25 protein-coding genes are annotated in these 23689 nt (G+C 32.8%); 7 read left to right on the forward strand and 18 right to left on the reverse strand.

Translation table 11 applies throughout. The features are described 5' to 3' along the window. Positions 1-11 precede the first annotated feature (11 nt). Positions 12-482 (forward strand): DUF4890 domain-containing protein, encoded by a 471-nt coding sequence (locus M4I23_RS17030; protein WP_249755194.1) that lies wholly within the window; start codon positions 12-14, stop codon positions 480-482. Between the two features lie 121 nt (positions 483-603). Here M4I23_RS17030 and M4I23_RS17035 read toward each other — a convergent pair whose 3' ends face one another. From M4I23_RS17035 to M4I23_RS17095, 13 genes are all read right to left on the reverse strand, one after another. Further along, positions 604-1383, reverse strand: a complete 780-nt coding sequence (locus M4I23_RS17035; protein WP_249755195.1) for an RMD1 family protein — start codon at positions 1381-1383, stop codon at positions 604-606. Positions 1384-1475: 92 nt separating this feature from the next. Continuing rightward, on the reverse strand, positions 1476-1700 hold the full coding sequence (locus tag M4I23_RS17040) for a hypothetical protein (protein WP_158845313.1): 225 nt from the start codon (positions 1698-1700) through the stop codon (positions 1476-1478). A 14-nt stretch (positions 1701-1714) separates the two neighbouring features. After that, a complete protein-coding gene (locus M4I23_RS17045; protein WP_158845316.1) occupies positions 1715-2032 on the reverse strand; it encodes a hypothetical protein in 318 nt (105 codons plus the stop codon). Positions 2033-2162: 130 nt separating this feature from the next. Next, on the reverse strand, positions 2163-3689 hold the full coding sequence (locus M4I23_RS17050) for a bifunctional GNAT family N-acetyltransferase/carbon-nitrogen hydrolase family protein (protein ID WP_158845318.1): 1527 nt from the start codon (positions 3687-3689) through the stop codon (positions 2163-2165). A 3-nt stretch (positions 3690-3692) separates the two neighbouring features. After that, positions 3693-4667 carry a deoxyhypusine synthase family protein gene (locus M4I23_RS17055; RefSeq protein WP_249755196.1) on the reverse strand — a complete coding sequence of 325 codons (975 nt, stop codon included), beginning with the start codon at positions 4665-4667 and terminating at the stop codon, positions 3693-3695. Beyond that, complete coding sequence (gene speB, locus M4I23_RS17060) at positions 4657-5595, reverse strand: agmatinase (RefSeq protein WP_249755197.1); 939 nt, start codon at positions 5593-5595, stop codon at positions 4657-4659. The genes M4I23_RS17055 and speB overlap by 11 nt, the downstream gene beginning before the upstream one ends. Further along, entirely contained in the window at positions 5588-6982 is a 1395-nt protein-coding gene (locus M4I23_RS17065; protein WP_158845326.1) for an arginine decarboxylase, read from the reverse strand. Before M4I23_RS17065 ends, speB begins: the two co-directional genes overlap by 8 nt. 479 nt (positions 6983-7461) lie before the next feature. Further along, positions 7462-8340 (reverse strand): pseudouridine synthase, encoded by an 879-nt coding sequence (locus M4I23_RS17070; protein WP_158845329.1) that lies wholly within the window; start codon positions 8338-8340, stop codon positions 7462-7464. A gap of 183 nt (positions 8341-8523) precedes the next feature. Next, positions 8524-9426, reverse strand: coding sequence for a geranylgeranylglycerol-phosphate geranylgeranyltransferase (locus M4I23_RS17075; protein ID WP_158845332.1), 903 nt, complete (start codon positions 9424-9426; stop codon positions 8524-8526). Positions 9427-9497: 71 nt separating this feature from the next. Beyond that, positions 9498-10427, reverse strand: coding sequence for a mevalonate kinase (locus M4I23_RS17080; protein ID WP_158845334.1), 930 nt, complete (start codon positions 10425-10427; stop codon positions 9498-9500). 233 nt (positions 10428-10660) lie between these two features. Further along, positions 10661-11749: a diphosphomevalonate/mevalonate 3,5-bisphosphate decarboxylase family protein gene (locus M4I23_RS17085; protein WP_249755198.1), complete on the reverse strand. Its 1089-nt coding sequence runs from the start codon at positions 11747-11749 to the stop codon at positions 10661-10663. Positions 11750-11845: 96 nt separating this feature from the next. Next, complete coding sequence (locus M4I23_RS17090; RefSeq protein ID WP_249755199.1) at positions 11846-12385, reverse strand: DUF1697 domain-containing protein; 540 nt, start codon at positions 12383-12385, stop codon at positions 11846-11848. Positions 12386-12393: 8 nt separating this feature from the next. Continuing rightward, complete coding sequence (locus tag M4I23_RS17095; protein ID WP_158845340.1) at positions 12394-12849, reverse strand: GNAT family N-acetyltransferase; 456 nt, start codon at positions 12847-12849, stop codon at positions 12394-12396. A gap of 177 nt (positions 12850-13026) precedes the next feature. On the opposite strand from M4I23_RS17095, the gene M4I23_RS17100 reads away from it, so the two are divergent. Both M4I23_RS17100 and M4I23_RS17105 read left to right on the forward strand, forming a co-directional pair. Then, the gene (locus M4I23_RS17100) at positions 13027-13491 is read left to right on the forward strand and encodes a hypothetical protein (RefSeq protein ID WP_249755200.1); all 465 of its coding nucleotides are present in this window, start codon (positions 13027-13029) and stop codon (positions 13489-13491) included. Position 13492: 1 nt separating this feature from the next. After that, a complete protein-coding gene (locus M4I23_RS17105) occupies positions 13493-14923 on the forward strand; it encodes a M64 family metallopeptidase (RefSeq protein WP_158845345.1) in 1431 nt (476 codons plus the stop codon). A 1-nt stretch (position 14924) separates the two neighbouring features. Here M4I23_RS17105 and M4I23_RS17110 read toward each other — a convergent pair whose 3' ends face one another. From M4I23_RS17110 to M4I23_RS17120, 3 genes are all read right to left on the reverse strand, one after another. Beyond that, positions 14925-15446: a DUF4136 domain-containing protein gene (locus tag M4I23_RS17110; protein ID WP_158845348.1), complete on the reverse strand. Its 522-nt coding sequence runs from the start codon at positions 15444-15446 to the stop codon at positions 14925-14927. A 228-nt stretch (positions 15447-15674) separates the two neighbouring features. Beyond that, positions 15675-16670: a GTPase ObgE gene (gene obgE / locus M4I23_RS17115; RefSeq protein ID WP_249755201.1), complete on the reverse strand. Its 996-nt coding sequence runs from the start codon at positions 16668-16670 to the stop codon at positions 15675-15677. Positions 16671-16777: 107 nt separating this feature from the next. After that, a complete protein-coding gene (locus M4I23_RS17120; RefSeq protein WP_158845350.1) occupies positions 16778-17887 on the reverse strand; it encodes an adenylate kinase in 1110 nt (369 codons plus the stop codon). A 137-nt stretch (positions 17888-18024) separates the two neighbouring features. Here M4I23_RS17120 and M4I23_RS17125 point away from each other — a divergent pair, with 137 nt between their 5' ends. The 3 genes from M4I23_RS17125 to M4I23_RS17135 all read left to right on the forward strand — a co-directional run bounded on the left by M4I23_RS17125 (position 18025) and on the right by M4I23_RS17135 (position 21930). Further along, on the forward strand, positions 18025-19179 hold the full coding sequence (locus M4I23_RS17125) for a 5-(carboxyamino)imidazole ribonucleotide synthase (protein WP_249755202.1): 1155 nt from the start codon (positions 18025-18027) through the stop codon (positions 19177-19179). Positions 19180-19249: 70 nt separating this feature from the next. Beyond that, a complete protein-coding gene (gene purE, locus M4I23_RS17130; protein WP_249755203.1) occupies positions 19250-19732 on the forward strand; it encodes a 5-(carboxyamino)imidazole ribonucleotide mutase in 483 nt (160 codons plus the stop codon). Positions 19733-19893: 161 nt separating this feature from the next. Then, positions 19894-21930, forward strand: coding sequence for a M3 family metallopeptidase (locus M4I23_RS17135; protein WP_249755204.1), 2037 nt, complete (start codon positions 19894-19896; stop codon positions 21928-21930). Between the two features lie 136 nt (positions 21931-22066). On the opposite strand, the gene M4I23_RS17140 is transcribed toward M4I23_RS17135, so the two are convergent. Together M4I23_RS17140 and xrtF are read right to left on the reverse strand one after the other, a co-directional pair. Then, positions 22067-22504, reverse strand: a complete 438-nt coding sequence (locus M4I23_RS17140) for an exosortase F system-associated protein (RefSeq protein WP_249755205.1) — start codon at positions 22502-22504, stop codon at positions 22067-22069. Then, complete coding sequence (xrtF, locus tag M4I23_RS17145; RefSeq protein WP_262922302.1) at positions 22497-23048, reverse strand: exosortase family protein XrtF; 552 nt, start codon at positions 23046-23048, stop codon at positions 22497-22499. Before xrtF ends, M4I23_RS17140 begins: the two co-directional genes overlap by 8 nt. A gap of 69 nt (positions 23049-23117) precedes the next feature. Between xrtF and M4I23_RS17150 the strand changes: the two genes are divergently transcribed. Next, entirely contained in the window at positions 23118-23573 is a 456-nt protein-coding gene (locus tag M4I23_RS17150; protein WP_249755207.1) for a GAF domain-containing protein, read from the forward strand. Positions 23574-23689: the final 116 nt, after the last annotated feature.

Here is a 23689-nt window from a genome sequence, read left to right on the forward strand (position 1 = left end):
ACTTAAATAAGATGAAAAAATTAATAATTATTGCATTAGCATTTATCGGATTACAAGCAACAGCTCAAAGAAAAGATGGCGGACCAAAAAATAATGACAGAGGAGAAAAAATGATGAATCTTACTGCAGAAGAAATGGCTACGCTTCAAACTAAAAAAATGACTTTAACATTAGATTTAGATGAAGGGCAACAAAACAAAATTTACAAAATAAATTTAGACAACGCCACACAAAGAAAAGCTATGATGGCTGAACGCAAAGCTAAAAAAGAAGCTGGAACTGCAGAAAAACCATCAAAAGAAGAAAAATTAAAAATGATGAATGACATGCTTGACCACAAAATTGCGGAAAAAGCAAAAATGAAAAAGATTTTAAATGATGAACAATACGCTAAATGGGAAAAATCTCAAGCGAAAAAAGGTCATAAAAAACGTGGAGGAAAAGACAGTGATAAAAAAGGAAAAAACAACAAAAAAGATTAATAATTTTGTTAGATTGATTGATTATAGTTAGTGAAAAGCGCATTTCTAAATTTAGAAATGCGCTTTTATTTTTTAATATAATATCGTTAAAAACAATAAACAAATCACCAGTAATAAAGGGTTACCCTAAAATTTTTCCAACAAATAAATCGATCACTTCTATAACAATTAGAATGATAATAATCCATTCTAGTCTGCTACTTTCTTTATGATCCATGATATCTTTAAAAAGTTCGAGATTGTCTTTTATAATCTCGATACGATCATGAATTAATCGGTATCGATCTTGTAAATCGAAAGTCCGTTTTAAATCCTGATTCAGTTTATTAAGCTGTTCATTTTCCCAAGTACTTTCAGGGGAATCGAAAATATATAAATTCTCAGAAATTTTATTTTTAATATTTAAAATCTTCCCAATAAACCGTTTTAATTTATTTCCAGAAATATCGAGCTTGCCTTTTTCTTCTAAATACAACGTATGCTTATTTGTTTCGATAAGCAGTTCTTCGGTAATTTCCGCATAGCGATTTAAAGCCACCGATTGCGATGTATTCAGCATTACTAACCTAATCATTTCTTGATCTAATTTTGGAAGTACCACATGATCGAAAGTTACTCTTAGGGTTTCTGGTTTTATAATAACAGAAACCGATTCAGAAAGTTTTTCAGTAAAATAATTAGAACAAAAAGGTTTTATTTTTTTTAAAGCCTGTTCAATTTCGGCATGAGCCATATTAAAAAAACACACCATCCCGTATTGAAAGATGTAAATAAATTTTTGATCTGAACTTTTATAATAAAGTTCGTCGCTATCTTGAAACACTAATTGCCACGGCAATTCTTGTTTACTAGTTTTTAATTGGATAGCACTAGCTACTTGGTAAGCAACTACACAGTACATTTTGTTTTATAAAATATTATTTATTTTTAGAGCAAGGTATTTTATACCCGACAGATTTTAAAACCCATCAGGTCTAAATATTCTATTAATTATTAATCTATCGGCTTTAAACTTTGAACCCTGTAAATGGCATCATCACCATCTGCATCTTCAACAAATGTGATTCTGAACTCTTTATCGACTAAAGAGTCATCGTTTTTTAAATCGAATTGTTTTAAAACGCGAGGATGCACTTCTTCAAAAAATAGCTCCTCGCCATTTTCAAACCAAAAATTAAAGTAACCGTTTTCGTAAGATTTAAAAACAGCTGTTCTCATAATATTAAATTTTATTAATCGTTATCTTCTTCGTCCTCAACACTAGGCTCCTGCACGGCTTCTGGATCGTTATCTTCAAAATCCTCATAATCATCTTCATCATAATTCTCCATGGTTACGGCTAATTTCGAGCTTACTTTTACTAAATATTTGGTATCCGCCGTAGTTACCTCAACCGCTTCTATCATTTCGTTATGCTGATTTTTAAATGAAATGATTTGATCATCATCATAACCGTCAGGATATCGTTCTACTAACAAGGCTAATATTTCTGGTGTCAATTTTTTAAAATCAACAATGACACGTTTTAAATTTTCATTTCTATTTTTCATGTGTTGGTTTTTATTTAGTTATTAGGTTTCACATGTACCTTTTAAAAACATATTATTTGCATTAAACAGGGTTAATTCCTTTTTAGATTCGGGCATTATTTAGCCACAAGATAAATATAATTATTTATGATTACTTTACACGAATTACATCATAAAAATCTTTTCGTCGATCCTTCAGGTTTTTAACAGCTCCAAAAGAATGTAGTTCTCGCAATAAGCTTAAATCTACATCGGCAACCAAAATCATCTCTGTATTAGTCGTAGCTTCTGCTTTTATTCCATTACTTGGAAACGAAAAATCGCATGGTGTAAATACAGCAGACTGCGCGTATTGAATATCCATGTTATTCACGTTTGGTAAATTACCAACACTTCCAGCAATAGCAACATAACATTCGTTCTCTACAGCACGTGCTTGTGCACATAAACGCACTCGAGAATACCCGTTTTGTGTATCGGTTAAAAACGGTACAAATAGAATATCCATACCTTCATCTGCCAATAAACGAGATAACTCAGGAAACTCCGAATCGTAACAAATTAATATACCAATCTTACCACAATCGGTTTCGAAAGTTTTTAATTTATTTCCGCGTTGCATACCCCAAACCTTAGCCTCATCTGGTGTAACGTGAATTTTTTCGTAACGTTCAAAACTACCATCTCTGCGGCATAAATACCCAACATTATATAGTTTATCACCAACCAACTCTGGCATACTTCCCGAAATAATATTAATATTATATGAAATAGATAACTGCTTCATTCTATTAACAATAGTTTCAGTAAACTTTGCTAATTCTCGAATAGCTTCTGGCTCATGCAAATGGTTAAATTCCGCCATTAGAGGTGCATTAAAGAACTCAGGAAACACAGCGAAATCCGATCGATATGCCGAAACACTATCGATAAAATACTCTACTTGTTGCATTAAATCGTCTAGGCCTTTATACGGTCGCATTTGCCATTGTATCAACCCTAAACGTACAACCGTCTTAATACTACTTGCTTTTTTATTGGGTTTGGTATAAGAAATATTATCCCATTCCATTAAAACCGCATATTCGCTTGATGCTGTATCGCCTTCTAAATAGTTTTTTAAAACCCTAACCGGATGAAAATCATTAGATATTTGAAAGTTTAAAACCGGATCATGAATTTCTTTGCGTTTAACTTTTTCAATATACTCCTTAGGCGTTAAGTCTCTATGTTTATGATAGTTTGGCATACGCCCACCAAATACGATACTCTTTAAGTTTAATGTTTCGCAAACTTCTTTTCTATAATCGTAAAGTCGTCTACCTAAACGCAACCCTCTATATTCTGGTTTTATAAACACATCAATACCATAAAGCACATCGCCTTCTGGATCATGATTTTTAAAGGATTCGCCTGAAATAATATCACTATAAGTATGATTGTCATCTATTTTATCATAATCTACAATAAGCGATAATGCACAACCTGCCAAGTTTCCATCAATTTTAATAACCACCTGCCCTTCCGGGAACATGCTTGTTAATTTCTGGATATGGTCTTTTTTCCAATACGAATCCAGCACACCTCCGTAAGATTCTAAAGTTGCTGTTTTTAATTCTTCAAAATCATCAACTGTTAGATACTTTAATTCTATATTTTCTATTTTTTTAATATTCATGGCTTATTGACCTAAAAGGTAAGCAAAGATTAAAGGTGCAACAATAGTAGCATCACTTTCAATTATAAATTTAGGCGTGTTAATATCTAATTTACCCCAAGTAATTTTCTCGTTTGGAACCGCTCCAGAATACGAACCATAACTGGTTGTAGAGTCGCTAATTTGACAAAAATAACTCCAAAACGGTGTATCTGTACGTTCCATATCTTGATACAACATAGGCACCACACATATCGGAAAATCGCCAGCAATACCACCACCAATTTGAAAGAAACCAATACCATTTTTAGAATTATGGGTATACCAATCTGCTAAAAACGTCATGTATTCAATACCTGATTTTACGGTACTTGCTTTTAATTCACCTTTAAGAACGTAGCTCGCAAAAATATTCCCCATAGTACTATCTTCCCAACCTGGGCAGATAATTGGCAGGTTTTTTTCCGCTGCAGCGTACATCCAAGAGTTTTTTAAATCAATTTCATAATATTCTTCTAAAACACCAGAAAGTAACATTTTGTACATATATTCATGTGGTAAAAAGCGTTCGCCATTAGCTTCAGCTTCTTTCCAAATTTGAACAATATGTTCTTGCAATCTTCGGAAAGCTTCTTCCTCGGGAATACAAGTATCTGTAACACGGTTTAAACCTTTTTCAAGTAAATCCCATTCATCTTGAGGTGTTAAATCACGGTAATTTGGTACACGTTTATAATGAGAATGCGCTACCAAATTCATAATATCTTCTTCTAAATTTGCACCAGTACAAGAAATAATTTGTACTTTATCTTGACGAATCATTTCAGCAAAACTAATACCTAACTCAGCGGTGCTCATTGCTCCAGCCAAAGACACTAACATTTTTGCGCCAGATTCTAACTGAGCCTCGTACCCTTTTGCTGCATCAACCAAAGCTGCTGCGTTAAAATGTAAATAATGTTTTTCTATAAATTGCGAAATTGGTCCTTTAGTACTCATCGTTGTCATTGAATTTAGTTGCGTTAGTTTTTTCTTTTGTATTGGTGTAAGCGTTATCGTAATCTTCGCCTACATCCTCGTTCATAAATTTATAGCTTAGCATCTTATAATACAATTTAGCAGCTATAAAGTCTGACGATTTTTCTTTTTTATTCGGGCAAAGTTCTACAATATCAAAACCTACCACATTTTTCTCCTCAAACACTTGTTTTAAAAAGTCAAGCGTTTCGTACCACAATAAACCACCTGGTTCTGGTGTGCCCGTGCTTGGCATTATCGACGGATCGAAAGCATCTAGATCGAAAGTAATAAATACATTATCCGTCATTTGATCGATTGCTGAATCTACCCAAGTATCATCCACAGCCATATCGTGAGCAAAATAAGTTTTCTCTTCATCCATTACCGTTTTTTCCATAACGTCCATAGAGCGAATACCTACTTGTATTAAATTTGTAGTTTGGCTCGCCTCGTAAACCGCACAAGCATGATTACAGCTAGAACCATCATACTCCTTACGCAAATCGGCATGCGCATCAATATGCAAAACTGTTAAGCTTGGGTACATTTCATTAAAAGCACGAATAGTTCCGATAGATACCGAATGCTCGCCTCCAAAAATGGTTACAAACTTATTCTTCTTAATATATTTTTTAGTCGCTTTATGTACGGCTTCCACCATAGCTTCTGGCGAATCGTTTTCAGTTACGGCATCTGCTAAATACACACCTTGTCGGTATACTTCTGTTCCCGTTTCAATATCGTAAAGCTCCATATTTTCCGATGCTTCTAAAAAAGCTTTCGGTCCTTTATCTGCTCCTTTTTGCCAAGTGCTTGTACCATCATAAGGCACAGGGATTAAAACGATTTTTGCGGTTTCTTTTTTCGCAAACTCTTCTGAAATTCCAGCGTAGGTATTATTACTCATAACCTAAAATTTTAAGTAAGTCTTCACTTTTTTGTTGTTCACTAAATATTTTCTTTGTAATGTTTCCATCCTCATCTCTATCTATCAAAATATGCTTTGGCGACGGAATTAAACAGTGCTGCAAACCTCCAAAACCACCAATGGTTTCTTGATAAGCACCCGTATTAAAAAAGCCGATATATAAAGGTTTATCTTTATCATACTTTGGTAAATAGATCGCATTCATGTTCTGCTCACTGTTGTAATAATCATCACTATCACAAGTTAAACCACCTAATAAAACACGCTCGTAACTATCGTTCCAGCGATTTAAAGGCAGCATCAAGAAACGTTTATTAATAGCCCAAGTATCTGGCAATGTTGTAATGAAAGATGAGTTTATCATGTTCCATTTTTCACGATCGTTTTGTTGTTTTTGGTATAAAATTTCATAAATCGCACCACCACTTTCTCCTACGGTAAAGCTACCGAATTCAGTAAAAATATTTGGCACATCTACACCTTCCTCTTCACAAACAATCTTAATTTGATTTACAATTTCTTCAACCATGTAAGCATAATCGTAATCAAAAACTAAAGAATTTTTAATTGGGAAACCTCCACCAATATTTAAACTATCCAAATTTGGACAAATCTTTTTCAAATTCGTGTAAACCCTTAAACATTTAGTAAGCTCGTTCCAGTAATAAGCATTATCACGAATACCTGTATTTATAAAAAAGTGAAGCATTTTTAAATTCACTTTTTCGTTATTCTGAATTTGAGATTTATAAAAAGGCACAATGTTTTTATAGCCAATACCTAAACGTGATGTGTAAAACTCGAATTTTGGTTCCTCTTCCGAAGCTATTCTAATTCCAACATTAAATTTTCCGTTAATCTCATCAGACAGCAACTCTATTTCCTCGTAATTATCAATAATAGGGATTGCATTTTTATGCCCATTATTAATTAATCGCGCTATATTTGTAACATATTGCGCACGTTTAAAACCATTACTAATCACAAAAGTATCATCGGTTATTTTGCCTTCTTTTTTAAGGTTTTCAACAATATCAATATCAAAAGCCGATGAGGTTTCAATATGAATATCATTCTTTAAAGCTTCATTTAAAACATGTTTAAAATGTGAGCTTTTTGTGCAATAGCAGTAATTATATTTACCCTTATAATCGTTCTTTTCAATAGCATCGGCAAACCATTTTTTTGCACGATTAATATTGTTAGAAATTTGTGGTAAATACGTAAATTTTAACGGCGCGCCGTAAGTCTCTACCAACTCCATTAGGTCTACTCCATGAAATTGCAATGTTTTGTTTTCTAATGTAAATTCCTCTTGTGGGAAATCATAAGTCTGATTGATTAAATCAATATATTTTGTATTCAATGTATTTATTTTAAGAAAGTTAAAGATATAAATTGTAGATTAACTACACGTTAAGTCAATAAAAATAAATAAATCAGATTTGAATTTCCGGTTGAGTAGTAGGCACAAAGCCGTACTTATACTGGATAGCATATATGGCAGATACGGAAGTTAGCTTTAAAATTCGGTCGCTTAATCGGTAAGCAGCTTTTGAAAATGACTTCCTAATGTCCAAAAGCCCGAACACAGAAACAGAGTTCAATTCGTTCAGCTAATAATAGTGCAAATGAAATACAAAAAAATGAAATACAAACTTTTTTTTAATTTATTTTTAAAATATTTTTTATCATCTCCAAAAGCCCTGAATCCACTCGATAGTTTCTGTTTTAAATTAATAATATTTAGTTCTTAAAACAATAAAAAACGCACGTATAAAAATTTACACGTGCGCTTTGTACCGAAAAAAACGGCTTCTATTTTTTAAACTTAACTTAAAAAGTTTACAACATTTTTAAAGTGTTTAACTCTTGCTCAGTTAAATGTTTCCAGCTTCCGCGAGGAATATCTTTTTTAGTTAAATGCCCAATAGCAACGCAATCTAAAGTAACAATCTCGTATTTAATGTAATCGAAAATACTACGAATAATAGTGTTTCCTGTATTTTTAATTTTAAGTCCAATTTCTTTTTTAGACGCATTATCGATATAGCTAATTTCCTCTACTTCAATAAGTTTTCCATCAATTTTAAAACCAGCTTGTATCTTTTTAAGATCTTCAAGTTTTAAGTTCTTATCCAATTCAATATGAAATAAGCGTGGTACACCATGTTTAGAATTAGTAAATTTAGCCGCTATGGCATCATCGTTTGTAAATAATATTAACCCCTTAGAGTTTCTACCTAAACGCCCAATAGGCTTTATACGCGAACTTGTTGAATTAGCAACCAAATCCATTACCGTTCTCCCTTTACCTTCGCTAGTTGTTGTAGCAAATCCTTTAGGTTTATTTAATAAAACGTAAGCTTTTTTCTCAGGGTTTATACGTGCCCCATCGTAACGAACTTCGTCTGCAACCTTAACTTTATATCCCATTTCGGTAATTACTTTACCGTTAACGGTTACTAAACCAATAGCAATATGATCATCGGCCTCACGACGAGAACATATTCCAGAATTTGCAATGTATTTGTTTAGTCTAATTTCATCAGGATTACTCGCTTTTTTAGGTGCAGGATTTCCTTTTTTAATAGGCGCATTTCCTCTAGAAAAACTTTTACTTTTTCCGCCTTCGCCTCCTCTAGCAACGCCTTTTTTAGCTTCTCCTTGATTACCTCTTCCTGAAGGTTTCCCTTTTCCGCTTGTTCCTTGATTTCTATTCATGACTAATAATTTTCTGCAAAGATATATTTAAAATTATGATTGACGATTTAAGTTTTACTTTTTGTTTTCTTTAAATATCACGAAAGCCCTTAATAGCAATGTTTTATTAATGAACCGTGATACGTTGTATATATGCTGAAGTTCTACTTTTCTTTTATGTATAACTGAAGAAAGAACTCTTTACTAAATTCTATTTAAAACCACACTAACCTTTATAAGTACGATACTAAAGGCGCCAACAACAATTATAAATTTTAAAATATTATGAAGTATTAAGTAATGCGTTTTTGTTCGAGACATCCATAATATTAACAAAAAAGCCAATAACAACGGAATGCATAAATAGAAATATAGATACATATAACCAATATCGTAACGCGAAAGCAACAAACTCATAGGTAACCACGTTAAAACAGCCAAAATGGTTAACATAACTTTCGATGCTTTTTCCCCATAAACAATGGGAATAGTCTTGTAGTTTTGAGCCAAATCTCCTTTTATATTTTCTAAATCCTTGGTAAGCTCTCTCATAGACATTATTAGAAATAAGAATATAGCATGTACAAAAATTACGTGTTCGAAGTTTTTGTAATACATAAAAATTGCAAAAAATGGAGTTATAGTTAAAACAGCAGACGTTAAATTACCAATAAAAAGCATTTTCTTTAACTTATGCGAATAAAACCATATTCCAAAAATATAAACAGAAAAGAAAATAACACCTTTAAAAGATACGTAGCTCGCCATAACTGCAGCTAAAAAATTAAGCACAAAATAGAAAGACAGCTTCGTGTTTTGACTAATTAGTTTATCTAACTTAGATTTTATAGGTCGATTAATTAAATCCTTTTCTGAGTCGTAAAAATTATTGATAATGTATCCGCCAGCAATCGCAGCAGCCGATGCTAAAACAAGCATGAGTAAATTTAAATCTAAAACAACTTGTTTTACAGGTAGATCATGTGCAAGAATAAAAATCGCAGTTAAATATTGGGCTATTACAACAACAAGAATATTGTAACCACGCACTACAGAAAACATACTAAAAAACTTAAGTAAAATGTGCTTTTGTTTTCTGGACAACATAAAAAATTGCTTTTGAAAATATTGTTAAACAATTTCGAAAGTTCACGAAACAATATAACAAAACATGAAATTTAGAAGTTATAAACTACTTCTAATTTATAATCAGAAAGTGCTTTTTCGGCTTTACCAAGATCTTCAGTAAAACCTAAAATATAACCTCCACCACCAGAACCACAAAGTTTTAAATAATAATCGTTGGTGTCGATACCTTTTTTCCAAAGTGCATGAAACTGTTGAGGAATCATGGGTTTAAAATGACTTAAAACCACTTTAGACAAACTCTTCGTGTTTTTAAATAAGGATTTAATATCTCCTTTTAGAAAATCATCTACACAGGCATCGGTATGTTTTATAAATTGATTTTTCAACATATTACGAAAACCCTCTTGCTTCATGTTTTCCATAAATAAACTTACCATAGGTGCTGTTTCTCCTACAATGCCACTATCTAATAAAAACACAGCTCCTTTACCTCCATTTTGTTGAGCAGGAATACCTGTAGCTTCAATATTATCTTTAGAATTGATAAGAATTGGAATACTTAAATAACTATTTAACGGATCTAAACCCGAAGATTTTCCATGAAAAAAAGATTCCATTTCAGAAAAAACTGTTTTTAACTTTAAAAGTTTTTCACGCGTTAAATTCTCCAAAACAGTAATTTTATCTTGAGCATATTTATCATAAATAGCAGCAACTAAAGCGCCGCTACTACCTACACCATAACCTTGAGGAATAGACGAGTCAAAATACATACCCGAATTCACGTGTTTTTTTAGTGAAGCCACATCAAAAACAACCAATTCTGGATTAATATTTTCTAAATAATCAACATAACGTTTTAAACTTGCATTGGAAGCAATTGCAGCTTCCGACGGATTATTATCCTTTTTTAAAGCCCCATTATAAAAATTATAAGGTATAGATAAACCTTTAGAATCCTTAATGATTCCATACTCTCCAAAGAGTAATATTTTTGAGTAAAATAATGGTCCTTTCATAAATAAATAATTTAAAGTAAAAAATTAATAACTACCGCTTTAACATATAACAGTACTTACCAATAATCTCCCCGTTTTTGGCTAATTTGGGCTTAAACATTGTAAATCCTTCTTCGTCAAATAATTCACAATAATTATTGCAAAAATAATACTTTTATTTTTAACAATATTTTCACGCTTTCTAATTTATATTAAATCAAGTAATAAGATACAATTAAATTCGTAAAAAAGATCTACTCTACTTTAATTAATTGAGCTCCAAAACCAATTTTATCGTTAATATATTCACCTTTCTGGCAAAAAATCACTAATTCATTTTTAATGAATTTAAGCACAGAAACAGCTTCATTTTCAGGATACAAGACATGTACATTGGCTCCTGCATCTAAAGTAAAACACACTTTAGACCCTGTAGATTCTCTAAAACTCCAAATTTTATTTATAATTTCTAAAGTATTTGGTTTCATTAAAATAAAATAAGGCATACTCGTCATCATCATAGCGTGTAGCGTTAGCGCTTCACTTTCTACTAAACCTATAAAAGCATTTAAATCACCAGATTTTAAGATGCTTTTTATGCTCGACAGATTTTTATTAGCCTGCTCAAAACGTTGCTGAGCGAATGGATGACCGTACATTAAATTATGGCCAACCGAACTACTTACTTGCTTTTCTCCTTTATCAACTAGCAAAATAGTATCGTGATAGTTTTTAAAACTTTGATGAACTTCAAACGGATATTTTACACCGAACAAATCTGAACTTCCATCAATTTCATCATGTTTTCCCCAAACCACCAAATCACCTTCTAAACTACGGCAAGCACTTCCAGAACCTAAGCGAGCCAAAAATGATGCTTTCTGAATAAAAAACTCATCTGAAATATTTTCAACAAACTCCTTTTCTATACTCATTAAACACAATGCCAACGCACTCATCCCTGATGCCGATGATGCAATACCAGAACTATGTGGAAACGAATTTGATGTTTCTATTTTAAAATGAAAATCTTTTAAAAATGGTAAATAGATTTCTATACGTTTAAAAAACGTTTCAATTTTCGGTTTAAAATCATCCTTTTTTTCATTATCTAAAAACACATCAAACGAAAAAGCTTCTTTATTTTCCTTTTTCGAAAAACTTAGTTTTGTAGTGGTTTTACAATAATCGAGCGTAAAACTTATCGATGGGTTTTCGGGTATTTGATCTTGCTTTTTGCCCCAATATTTAACCAAGGCAATGTTACTTGGCGAACTCCACGTGAAGTCTCCGCTTTCAATATGGTTTAAATATGGTTTTGGGATAAAATCGGTTTCGTTCATGTTTAAATTTTCAGCTTAAAGGAAGCTTGTTTTGGCAAAAATAAGAAATATATGCGCTATTTTTAATGAATTCGTGAATAGAGTATAATTCCTTTTTTAATCGTTCTTTGCTGCTAACTCAAGTAACTTTACCATGGTTTTATAATTTCTAGCAGTTGCGGTTACTTTAAGTTTTCGTTCAAAAAAATTATTGTTATACTTTGTCTTTCCGTAACCAATAGCCGAATAAAAATATACACAATTAGCAGTAATTATAATCTCTTCATTTTCATACTCTATTTTAGAAGCCTCATTTGCCAAGTTTTTATTTGGAGTGTTGTATAATAATGAAAAATAACTACTTTTCTTTTTTTCTTCGGAAAAGGGACTGTTTTTAAAAATAGCTTCTAATTCTTGATGCGTTCTAACAAGAACAGGGACTTCGAATCCAAAATTAGCTAAAATAGCATCTCGAATTTTTTCTTCTAGTTTAAATTGCTCCTCTTCTTCAGAATTAAAAATAATATTACCACTTTGAATATAAGTTTGAACATTTTTGAAGCCAATTTCAGTAAGAAAATCACGAAGTTCCGCCATTAAAACTTTCTTTTCCCCACCAACATTTATTCCTCTTAGTAATGCGATATAAGTTTTCATACCATTCTTTATTTTAATTTTTTAGAGAAACAAATACTATTATTCGCTTTTACATAATCTCCAAAGTTTGGAATAATGCGATAATTATTTTTTTCATAGAAACGAATAGCATAAGGCTTCTCTTTTAATGTTTCGAGAATACAATTTTCAAAATCTAGTTCCTTTCCCCAATCTTCCAAAGCTGATAAAATAGATAAAGCAATACCTTTTCCACGAAAATTTAAAGGCACAAACATGCGTTTAATTTCAACTTCATGATTAGAAAACGCTTTAATACTTCCACAACCAACAAGGTTTTCGTTTTCATCATAAGCCACAACAGCATGTTTTATTTTTTCAGTATTATTAAGTTTTCCGTAAAACGATGTTTTTTCTTTATAATACCCATCTAAATCAAGATCTAAAGCTCTAACCAGTTCTTGAAAGTCTAAATTATCAGGATTTGTTCTTTTTACAATAATCATTCTTTTCGTTTTTTATCGATATAATATCAAGCTTTTCATCCAAAATTAAAGCATTCCCATCTATAAAAACAGAGGAAAACACTATATTCCGTAACTTTGCATAAATTTTTTAATTGTATTGTGAAAAAAGTTGCCCCAAAACATACTAACTTTTACAAAGTTAAAACTACATTTTTAATGTTCCTTATTTTAGCATGCATCTCTTGTGCTTCAAAATTAAAAATTACTGACAACCAGATTATTACGGAAAGCAACCCTAAACTTATTTTTTTAAACTATAAGATTTCTAAAAACGATAGCGGAGAAAAATCGATTCAATTTATTGATAAAAAAATAGTTGATGGCAAATTACGAAACAAGAGCTCAAAATATATTAATTCGGGTGCAGTAGGCGATTTAGTTTGCGTACAACTAGACAACAATAAAAAAACACTTTCCAACCAAATCATTTCAAATCCTTTATTAAAATCTATAGAATTCACAACCGATTCCCTATCTTTTAAAAAGCGAAGAGTTTCCATAAAGCAAACATCATTAAATTTACGCATTCAGTTAAACCCTGCAACCAAGTTTATTCGAATTAAAGAGATTATTGACTCTCTACAAAACACAAAAACGCTTATTATCTCTAGCATTGAATAACATGAAACAGCTTATTTATATCTCGTTTTTATTACTGAATTACCAGTTTATATGGGCTCAGGTTTTTACTCAAGAAACCATTCAAAACTTTGGAGACAATGATAAACGTCTCAATTTGGTGATTTTAAGCGAAGGCTATCAAGTTAGTGAGTTTGAACAATTTAAAACGGACGCCGTTAGCTACACAAATAGTATGTTTAACGAATCCCCTTTTAAAGAATATGCCAATTACTTTAACGTTCATATCATTTACGTACCATCAAATGAAAGTGGTGCAGATCATCCTGGAGAAAGTGATGAGCCGCTAGAAACACCGGACGCACCGATCTCGCCTATAACTAATGTTGACACTTATTTTAATGCCACTTACGACTCTTTTGGTGCACACAGAAGACTTTTTTATGAATTAGACGGAGACTATGCTAACCAAACCGAAGTAAAAATAAATAGTGTGTTAGCTGATAATTTCCCGACTTACGATCAAGCTTTAATTTTAGTAAATTCAGACGTATATGGTGCAAGTGGTGGAGAATTCCCAATGAGTTACACTGGATATTGGGGGCCAAAAACCGTAATTCACGAACTCGGACATTCTATGTTTGATCTCAAAGACGAATATTACCCTGGTGATTTTTTTACTGAAGAAGCCATAAACATGACTAAAGAAAGTGATGAAAATCTTGTAAAATGGAAAAATTGGGTAGGCACAAAAAATGTTGGCGTTTACCAATATACATGCGACACAGGCAATTGTGCAGAATGGTATAAGCCACACCAAAAGTGTATTATGGAAAACCTAAACTATACCTTTTGTCCCGTTTGCACTGAAGGTATAATTGAAAAAATACATGATTTATTACCTTCTTTAGAAAGTTACGAACCAAATACGACAACAGTTAACAACCCCGAATTACCTTTAGAATTTAAATTATCCTTAATAAAACCAACACATGATTTAGAAAGAGCATGGACTCTTAATGGGAATCTTTTTGCTTCTAGCGTTGACAATGTTATTATTCAAGAAACCGATTTAAATATAGGATTAAACACTTTAACGGCCGTAATTCATGACAACCCAAGTTCTTTACTAAAAATTGATAATCACGAAACAAAACACATAAGCACAGTAACATGGACTATAAACCATTCTAGTTTAGGTATCGAATCTATTGAAAGTTTGAGTGATAATTTCGAGGTTTTAATGTTCCCAAATCCAGTTTCAAATATGGTAAATTTGAGATTTGAAAGTGAGACTCTTGAAAATTTAAAAGTTGATATTATTTCAATGGAAGGCAGAAAACTACTTTCTACTTCGCTTTCTAATTCTGAAATTAAACCAATAGATATTAGTGCTTTTAGTACCGGAATTTATTTAACAAATTTCTATGCTAACAATGTACTTATAGCAAGCAAACGCTTAGTAAAAAACTAACTTACTCTTTAGGCGGATACTTCTTTAAAACCTTAGCAACAATAGCACTTAAGCGCGCTTCTCTTTTTTCGGGTGTGCTGTTTGGATTGAAATTAGATTCGCTAACGGCTTGCCAAAAGAGTTGTTTTATATTCTCGTCAACAAAATCGAAGGTTACTTTGCGGGTTACTTGAGCTTGACCAATAGGCAGTCCTATGGAAATTCCGCCGCCAACATTACCGCCACCGCCGCCAACACCTACACCAACAGTTTGTCTTTGTGCACCTTGAAATTCAGTACTTTTTATATCGATGAAAAAACTCGGATTGTCCGAAAGAACAAATCCTTTTTCTTTAAGCTGAACATCTAAAGCATCTAACAAACGCTTTGTATCGAGTTCACTTAAACCTGTTTTCATCTCGGCGTAATAATTATAACTCTTGTATTTGGTGAAATCTGTACCTTTTTCGTAATCGTAATTCACGTAAACAGGTGCGCAGGATGCTACTAAAAATAAAAGGGCTAGTACTTTTGCAATTTTCATAGTTTGTATTTTCTATAAATTTAAACAAAAATTGTTCCAAATATTAATTTCTAATTTTGGACTAACTTTTGATTTACCTGGCAAAAAGTATAATAATTTAGTTTTACAAACCAACTAGACAGATTTACCTGCGTTAGCGATTGAACGACCTGTTTGAGCTCCCCGACCAAAGGAAGGGAGCGAGTAGTGAAAGCGCGACCCTTTTCGGGTAACGCCCAAAATATTTTATTAGTTTAACATTTTCCAAAGCATATCCTTCAATTCAGTGATGCCTTTTTGAGCTACAGATGAAATAAAGATGTATGGAATTGGAAGTTCGTTATCGAGTTCTATTTTTAGTTCGGCTTGAAGTTCATCGTCAAGCATATCGCTTTTAGATATGGCTATTATACGATCTTTATCTAGCATTTCTGGGTTGTAACGACGTAGTTCGTCGAGTAGAATATCGTATTGTTTTTTGATATCTTCAGCATCGGCAGGAATCATGAACAACAAAATCGAGTTACGCTCAATATGGCGTAAAAAGTAATGCCCAAGCCCTCTACCTTCGGCTGCGCCTTCGATAATCCCAGGAATATCTGCCATTACAAAAGTTTGAAAATCACGATATTTCACGATACCTAAATTTGGTTTTAGGGTGGTGAATTCGTAATCGGCAATTTTCGGTTTTGCAGAGGTTACTACAGATAAAAGTGTTGATTTTCCAGCATTAGGAAAACCTACCAAACCAACATCGGCAAGTACTTTTAACTCAAGAGTTATGTACTTTTCTTCCATAGGCAACCCAGGTTGCGCATAGCGTGGCGTTTGGTTTGTTGATGTACGAAAGTGCCAGTTACCAAGACCACCTTTTCCGCCTTCGGCAATAATTTGCTCTTCGCCGTTTTCGGTAATTTCAAGAATAATGTCGTTAGTTTCTGTATCACGAACAACTGTTCCTAAAGGCACGTCTAGGTAAAAATCTTCTCCATCGGCACCAAAACTTCTACTTTTGCCTCCGTTCTCACCGTGACCGGCACGAAGGTGTTTTTTATATTTTAAATGCAGAAGGGTCCAAAGGTTATCGTTTCCGCGTAGAATTATGTGTCCGCCACGACCACCATCTCCTCCATCGGGACCACCTTTTGTGATATATTTTTCGCGGTGTAAATGTGCCGATCCACGGCCACCTTTACCAGAGCTTACATACATTTTTACGTAATCTACAAAATTTCCTTCTGTCATTTTTCTTTCTTTATTTCTTTGCTTGTTGTAAAGTTGTTTAGTCGATTTTCACCTCGAATAAAAATATCTGCTTTTATATAAACAGCTAAACGAATACACTTTTCAACTTATAGATTATCTATAGCAGTGCTTAAACGCACGGTAATATCTTCTATACTTCCAACACCATCAACACCAAAGTATTTATCTTGAGCGCTGTAGTAATCTTTTAAAATTGCAGTTTTGCTGTAATATTCTGTAATTCTATTTCTTATAATAGATTCATCAGCATCATCAGCTCTGCCACTTGTTTCTCCTCTTTTTAATAAACGCCCTACTAAAATTTCATCATCAACTTCAAGTGCAATCATCGCGTTAATTTGCGAATCTTTAGCTTCCATTAGTTTATCAAGAGATTCTGCTTGTGCATTCGTTCTTGGAAAACCATCGAAGATAAAACCTTTTGCATCAGCATTTTTTTCAACCTCAGCGTTTAACATATCTATAGTTACTTGGTCTGGAACGAGCTCGCCTTTATCAATAAACGATTTAGCTAACATACCTAAAGCCGTTTTGTTTTTAATGTTAAATCGAAAAACGTCGCCGGTAGAAATATGTACCAAGTTGTATTTTTCTTTTAAAAAGTTCGCCTGTGTTCCTTTGCCTGCTCCTGGAGGGCCAAATAGCACTAAATTTGTCATGTGTTGTGTTTCTTTTATTTGATATACTTCTGGTATATTCCTTCCCAATCCATCGTAATCTAGGCCGTAACCTACAATAAACTTATTAGGGATTTCTATACCAACATAATGTAGTTTAAAATCTTTTTTATATGCTTCGGGCTTGTAAAATAATGTTGCAATTTTTAACGCTTTTACATTCTCGTTTTCAAAAATGCGGTGTATTTCGGTTAGCGTATTTCCGGTATCAATAATATCCTCTAAAATAACTACGGTACGTCCTGTTAAATCCTGGGTTAAACCAATTAAACGCTGAATATCTTCAGTAGATTTCACACCTTCGTATGATGCTAATTTGATAAATGTAACCTCGCAAGGTTTTGGATATTTTTTCACAAAATCGCTTACCACCATAAACGAACCGTTTAGCACCCCTATAAAAACAGGAACTTCTTCTCCAATATCGTTCGCAATCTCATCGGCCATCCTAGCTAACGCATCATCGATTTGTTTTGCTGTAATAAATGGTTTAAAATATTTGTCGTGTAACTTTATCACCGTTATTAATTTTTAAAGTGGCAAAGATAATCAATAGATTAACGATTTAGGCTTTTTTGATTTATGAATTGAAGCCTATTTTAAGATTATAACGTATTTTTGCTCATAATTATGACGATTTAGTTAAAAACAAACCAATGAATTACTTTTCTTCCAATTTTAAACTCGGTATTTTAGGTGGTGGCCAACTGGGTAAAATGCTACTTTACAACACTCGAAAACTCGATATTTACACTTGTGTTTTAGAATCTAGTAACGAAGCCCCTTGCAAAACAGCTTGCGATGAATTTCACCTTGGCGATTTAATGAATTATGATGCGGTTTACAACTTTGGGAAACAAGTAGATGTTTTAACGATTGAAATAGAAAATGTAAACATTGATGCTTTGGTGGCCCTTGAAAAAGAAGGTGTAAAAGTATATCCATCGGCTAAAACATTACAAATTATCCAAAACAAAGCCACACAGAAATTATTTTATGTGGACAATAATATTCCAACGTCTCCATTTACACGTTTTGCTTTTACTTCGGAAATAACAGAAGCCATAAATCACGGTAGTTTAAGCTTACCTTTTGTTTGGAAATGCGCTCAATTTGGTTATGATGGCACCGGTGTTAAAATTGTAAAAACAGTTGACGATTTAAAAGATCTACCTAACGTAGAATGCATTACTGAAAATTTGGTGCCTTTTAAAAACGAACTTGCAGTAATTGTGGCAAGAAATGCATTGGGAGAAACAAAAACCTACCCAGTGGTAGAAATGGAATTTCACCCAGAGGCCAACCAAGTAGAATATGTAATTTGTCCCGCTAGAATTGATGCTACTGTTGCTAAAAAAGCAGAAGAAGCAGCATTAAAAGTTTCTAAAGCGATTAACCATGTTGGATTATTGGCTGTTGAAATGTTTCAAACAGAAAACGATGAAATTTTAATAAACGAAGTCGCTCCAAGACCACATAATTCTGGTCACCAAACTATTGAAGCTAGCTATACATCGCAATTTGAACAACATATTCGCGCCATTTTAAATTTACCTTTAGGACGTACTGATAACAAAGTGGGAGGCGTAATGGTTAACCTTGTTGGTGCCGAAGGATTTAGCGGAAATGTGGTTTACGAAAACATAGAAAAAATAATGAGTATGGATGGTGTAACACCACATATTTATGGAAAAAAACAAACTCGCCCGTTTAGAAAAATGGGCCATGTTACTATTGTAAATGAAGATTTAAACGAAGCAAGACGGATTGCGGAAGAAGTTAAGAACTCTATTCGAGTAATTTCAGAATAAAACATATTGGAGGCTTTTATCATTCGAAGCGATTCAAAAAAAACAATTATAAATTTAATTCATATTGAAAATGAATAAAGTAGGAGTCATCATGGGAAGCAAAAGCGACCTGCCAGTAATGCAAGATGCAATAGATATTTTAAAGGGATTTAATATTGAGGTTGAAGTTGATATTGTTTCGGCTCATCGTACACCAGAAAAATTATTCGACTACGGGAAAAACGCTCACACAAGAGGTTTTGCAGTTGTAATTGCAGGTGCAGGTGGCGCAGCACATTTACCAGGCATGATTGCTTCTCTATCTCCATTACCCGTTATTGGAGTTCCTGTAAAAAGCAGTAATTCTATTGATGGCTGGGATTCTGTGCTATCCATTTTGCAAATGCCAGGCGGTGTTCCCGTGGCAACCGTAGCTTTAAACGGCGCGAAAAACGCAGGGATTTTAGCGGCTCAAATTTTAGGAGCGAGTGACAAAGTTGTTCTAGATAAAATTATAGCCTATAAAGAAGACTTGAAAGTAAAAGTAAACGAATCGGCTAAAGACTTAGGCTAATACTATAAAATGAAAAACCTCGAAATATAAATTTCAAGGTTTTTCTAGCTATTAACAATAATCCTATAAGAGTTAGTCACTCTAAAAATTGTTGATGCAAATTTACAATAATTTACTATGCGTACATACTAAATTTTAATTTTAACTTATATTTAATTAAAATGATAAAAACATCTTTAATTACCCCATTCCAAACACCATACAATTCAGCGCCTTTTTTAGCGATTGAAAACGACGATTATCTTCCAACTTTTAAGGAATCTATACAACAAGCTAAAGCTGAAATTGATGCTATAGTTAACAATACAGAAGCCCCTTCTTTTGAAAACACAATCGTTGCTCTAGATTTTTCCGGAGAACAATTAGACAGAATTTCTAGTATATTTTTTAATCTGAATTCTGCTGAAACTAATGAAACTATTCAAAAAATAGCTCAAGAAGTTTCTCCGTTATTGTCAGAATTCAGCAATGATATCACTTTAAATGAAAATTTATTTAAACGTGTAAAAACTGTTTACAACAACAAAAGCGAACTGAATTTAACCACTGAACAACAAACCTTATTAGACAAAAAATACAAAGGTTTTTCTAGAAACGGAGCTAATTTACCAGAAGACAAAAAGGAAAAATTACGCGAAATAGACAAAAAACTGAGTCAGTTAAGCTTAAAGTTTGGTGAAAACATATTAGCCGAAACCAATAAGTTTGAAATGTTAATTTCAGACGAAAAAGATTTAGCAGGTTTGCCTGAAGGCACTATTGAAGCAGCCAAACAATTAGCAGAATCGAAAGATAAAACGGGTTGGTTATTCACTTTAGATTACCCTAGTTATATTCCTTTTGTAACCTATGCTGATAATAGAGAGTTACGAAAAAAATTAACTTTAGCAGCAGGAAGCAAAGGTTTTAAAGGTGATGATTTAGATAATCAAGATAATGTACTTCAAATTGTAAATCTACGCCATGAACGAGCAAATTTATTAGGTTATAAAACACATGCTCATTTTGTTTTAGAAGAACGCATGGCGCAAACACCTGAAAAAGTTTTAGATTTCTCTAACGAGTTGTTAGAAAAAGCAAAACCGGCAGCGAAAAACGAATTTGAAAATTTAGAAAAATTCGCTAAAGATTTAGACAACATAGACCAATTAGAAAAATGGGATGGCTCTTATTATTCTGAAAAACTGAAACAAAAATTATTTAGTTTAGATGATGAGCAACTAAAACCATATTTTAAATTAGAAAATGTAATTGATGGTGCTTTTACGGTTGCCAACAAATTATTCGATTTAAGTTTTGAAGAAATTGATACAATTGATAAATATCACGAAGATGTTTTAACCTATAAGGTTACGGATGAAAACGGGAATTTAGTTTCTGTTTTTTATGCCGATTTCTTCCCAAGAGCAGGAAAAAGAAACGGTGCTTGGATGACATCTTACAAACCACAATATGTTATAGACGGAGAAAATAGCCGTCCGCATATTTCCATAGTTTGCAATTTCACTAAACCAACCAAAAGCAAACCATCCTTATTAACTTTTAACGAGGTCACTACCCTATTCCACGAATTTGGACACGCACTACATGGCATGTTAGCTAACACAATATACCCAAGTTTATCTGGAACCAGTGTTTTTTGGGATTTTGTAGAGTTGCCAAGTCAAGTAATGGAAAACTGGTGTTACGAAAAAGAAGCCTTAGAATTGTTTGCTAAACATTATGAAACTGGAGAAGTTATCCCGATGGATTTAGTTGAAAAAATTAAAGATTCGGCTAGTTTTCATCAAGGTATGCAAACGCTACGTCAATTAAGTTTCGGGTTATTAGATATGAAATGGCATGGTCAAGATCCTAGCAAAACAACTAGTGTCAAAGATTTCGAAACTGAAGCTTTTAAAGATACTAATCTATATCCAAAAACAAAAGAAACTTGTATGAGTACGGCATTTTCTCATATATTCCAAGGTGGATATTCTTCTGGATATTACAGTTATAAATGGGCCGAAGTTTTAGACGCCGATGCTTTTGAATACTTTAAAGAAGCTGGTATTTTCAACAAAGAAGTCGCTACCAAATTTAAAGACAACATACTTTCTCAAGGTGGAACAGAAAACCCAATGGTACTTTATAAACGTTTTAGAGGTCAAGAACCAAAACCAGAAGCGTTATTAAAACGTGCTGGATTGATAAAATAAATCTATAGAAATTAATATAACGAAGGTGTTTATGAGGTTTTAAAACTGATTAATCACCTTTTTTTTATTCTTAAATAAAAAAATATTCAATTAAGCTTATAGAAATAGGTCTTCTATATTTCTTCAGAATAAAAGATTATTTTATATCCTTCGTTAATTTATAGTAATAAAAAGCAGGCAATAACAATATTAAAATTACCGGTTGAATTAAAAAACGTCTCAAATTAAAAAAGAGATAATAATCGGATTGTTTCGGGTTAATTACAAAGTATAAATACCCACAGATTAAAACCATAAAAGTCATAACGTAAACTAAAGCAGAAAACTTTACAATGCTTCTATCTTTAAAAACTACATAAAGAATCGCTAAAGAAACCAAACCATTTAAAGCATAGCGCAGCGCGGTAAAAGCAATAAGTTTTAACACTTCTCTACGCGGACTATCGATGTACAAATAATCGTTATGAAAAAAGGTTAAATACGGATCGTAAAACAACTCATTTTCAAACCACCGAATTAAAACCAATAACCCGAACAATAAAAAAAGTAGAATATATTTAACAAGCTTAGACATCCTTCTTACTTAATTTAGAAAAACGATTTACCCAAAACACCCATAGTAGAAAAACAACGCCATAAATAATAGCAGGAAACACTACGGAATGTAAAAATTCCGATTGCTTGGGATAACTATAAATCCCAATCGATAAAATCACAATCCGTAAAACATTAACAACATAAATAATAACGCTACCGGAAAGGATATATAAAATAGTTGTTTTTAACTTCCCTGAGAAGGCAACAATAAACGAAACAAACAAGATTAGCACACTCAACCCATTACAGCCCTCTATTATTCTCGCCACATACTCTCCCTTTAAAACAAGTTTTAAGGAAGGCTCACTTGGGTGCGGTAGAAGCTGAGCATCATAACCAAACGTACTTAGTAAAGAACTAGCTTGTTGGCCAACTAAATGCGTAAAATAATCTGGATAAAACTTAGAACCATCAGAAAATTGTAAATAAAATTTATAGAGTACAGATAGCAGAATATACACTACCAAAAATGTAAGTATGAACTTTATTACCGACCTGTATTTTATAAAGAGTGTTTTCAAATTAAAATGCTATAAACAAAGTACCGAAATTACATCTTTTTAAATACTTTTGCCAAAACTTTTAGAATTATGATTTTAGAAACTCTAAAACCCCAAGTATCAGCTATTATTTCTAACCAAGACCTAGATAAAAACGAACGTCTATTAAAAATATGTGAACTACTCGATAAAAACATAGAATACTATAACTGGGTAGGCTTCTATTTTAGAAACGGTAAAAAAGAAGAGTTACTTTTAGGCCCTTACGTTGGTGCGCCAACAGACCACACTGTTATTCCTTTTGGAAAAGGTATTTGTGGGCAAGTAGCTGTTAGCAACGAAAACTTTGTAGTACCCGATGTTGCTGCTCAAGATAATTACATTGCTTGTAGCATTACGGTTAAAGCAGAAATTGTAGTTCCTATTTTTGTAAACGGTGAAAATATTGGACAAATTGATATCGACTCGAATACACCAGACCCTTTTACGGATGCGGATGAACGTTTTCTAGAATTTGTTTGTACCCAAGTAGCAACCATGCTTTAGCAAACCTCGTGTTTAAAAATTAAATTTTCTAGCTGTTTAGTTTAAGTGATTTAGTTTTAGAATTTGTGTTTTGTGATTTTTCACATTCTACTTGTTAACAACTTCGGTTTTTAGTT

The organism is Algibacter sp. L4_22 (genome assembly GCF_023473045.1).
Classification (GTDB): Bacteria; Bacteroidota; Bacteroidia; order Flavobacteriales; family Flavobacteriaceae; genus Algibacter.

Coding starts and splice junctions, on each gene's coding strand:
- M4I23_RS17030 (WP_249755194.1), top strand. CDS start 12: ATGAAAAAATTAATAATTATTGCATTAGCATTTATCGGATTACAAGCA.
- M4I23_RS17035 (WP_249755195.1), bottom strand. CDS start 1,383: ATGTACTGTGTAGTTGCTTACCAAGTAGCTAGTGCTATCCAATTAAAA.
- M4I23_RS17040 (WP_158845313.1), bottom strand. CDS start 1,700: ATGAGAACAGCTGTTTTTAAATCTTACGAAAACGGTTACTTTAATTTT.
- M4I23_RS17045 (WP_158845316.1), bottom strand. CDS start 2,032: ATGAAAAATAGAAATGAAAATTTAAAACGTGTCATTGTTGATTTTAAA.
- M4I23_RS17050 (WP_158845318.1), bottom strand. CDS start 3,689: ATGAATATTAAAAAAATAGAAAATATAGAATTAAAGTATCTAACAGTT.
- M4I23_RS17055 (WP_249755196.1), bottom strand. CDS start 4,667: ATGAGTACTAAAGGACCAATTTCGCAATTTATAGAAAAACATTATTTA.
- speB (WP_249755197.1), bottom strand. CDS start 5,595: ATGAGTAATAATACCTACGCTGGAATTTCAGAAGAGTTTGCGAAAAAA.
- M4I23_RS17070 (WP_158845329.1), bottom strand. CDS start 8,340: ATGAATAGAAATCAAGGAACAAGCGGAAAAGGGAAACCTTCAGGAAGA.
- M4I23_RS17075 (WP_158845332.1), bottom strand. CDS start 9,426: ATGTTGTCCAGAAAACAAAAGCACATTTTACTTAAGTTTTTTAGTATG.
- M4I23_RS17080 (WP_158845334.1), bottom strand. CDS start 10,427: ATGAAAGGACCATTATTTTACTCAAAAATATTACTCTTTGGAGAGTAT.
- M4I23_RS17085 (WP_249755198.1), bottom strand. CDS start 11,749: ATGAACGAAACCGATTTTATCCCAAAACCATATTTAAACCATATTGAA.
- M4I23_RS17090 (WP_249755199.1), bottom strand. CDS start 12,385: ATGAAAACTTATATCGCATTACTAAGAGGAATAAATGTTGGTGGGGAA.
- M4I23_RS17095 (WP_158845340.1), bottom strand. CDS start 12,849: ATGATTATTGTAAAAAGAACAAATCCTGATAATTTAGACTTTCAAGAA.
- M4I23_RS17100 (WP_249755200.1), top strand. CDS start 13,027: ATGTTCCTTATTTTAGCATGCATCTCTTGTGCTTCAAAATTAAAAATT.
- M4I23_RS17105 (WP_158845345.1), top strand. CDS start 13,493: ATGAAACAGCTTATTTATATCTCGTTTTTATTACTGAATTACCAGTTT.
- M4I23_RS17110 (WP_158845348.1), bottom strand. CDS start 15,446: ATGAAAATTGCAAAAGTACTAGCCCTTTTATTTTTAGTAGCATCCTGC.
- obgE (WP_249755201.1), bottom strand. CDS start 16,670: ATGACAGAAGGAAATTTTGTAGATTACGTAAAAATGTATGTAAGCTCT.
- M4I23_RS17125 (WP_249755202.1), top strand. CDS start 18,025: ATGAATTACTTTTCTTCCAATTTTAAACTCGGTATTTTAGGTGGTGGC.
- purE (WP_249755203.1), top strand. CDS start 19,250: ATGAATAAAGTAGGAGTCATCATGGGAAGCAAAAGCGACCTGCCAGTA.
- M4I23_RS17135 (WP_249755204.1), top strand. CDS start 19,894: ATGATAAAAACATCTTTAATTACCCCATTCCAAACACCATACAATTCA.
- M4I23_RS17140 (WP_249755205.1), bottom strand. CDS start 22,504: ATGTCTAAGCTTGTTAAATATATTCTACTTTTTTTATTGTTCGGGTTA.
- M4I23_RS17150 (WP_249755207.1), top strand. CDS start 23,118: ATGATTTTAGAAACTCTAAAACCCCAAGTATCAGCTATTATTTCTAAC.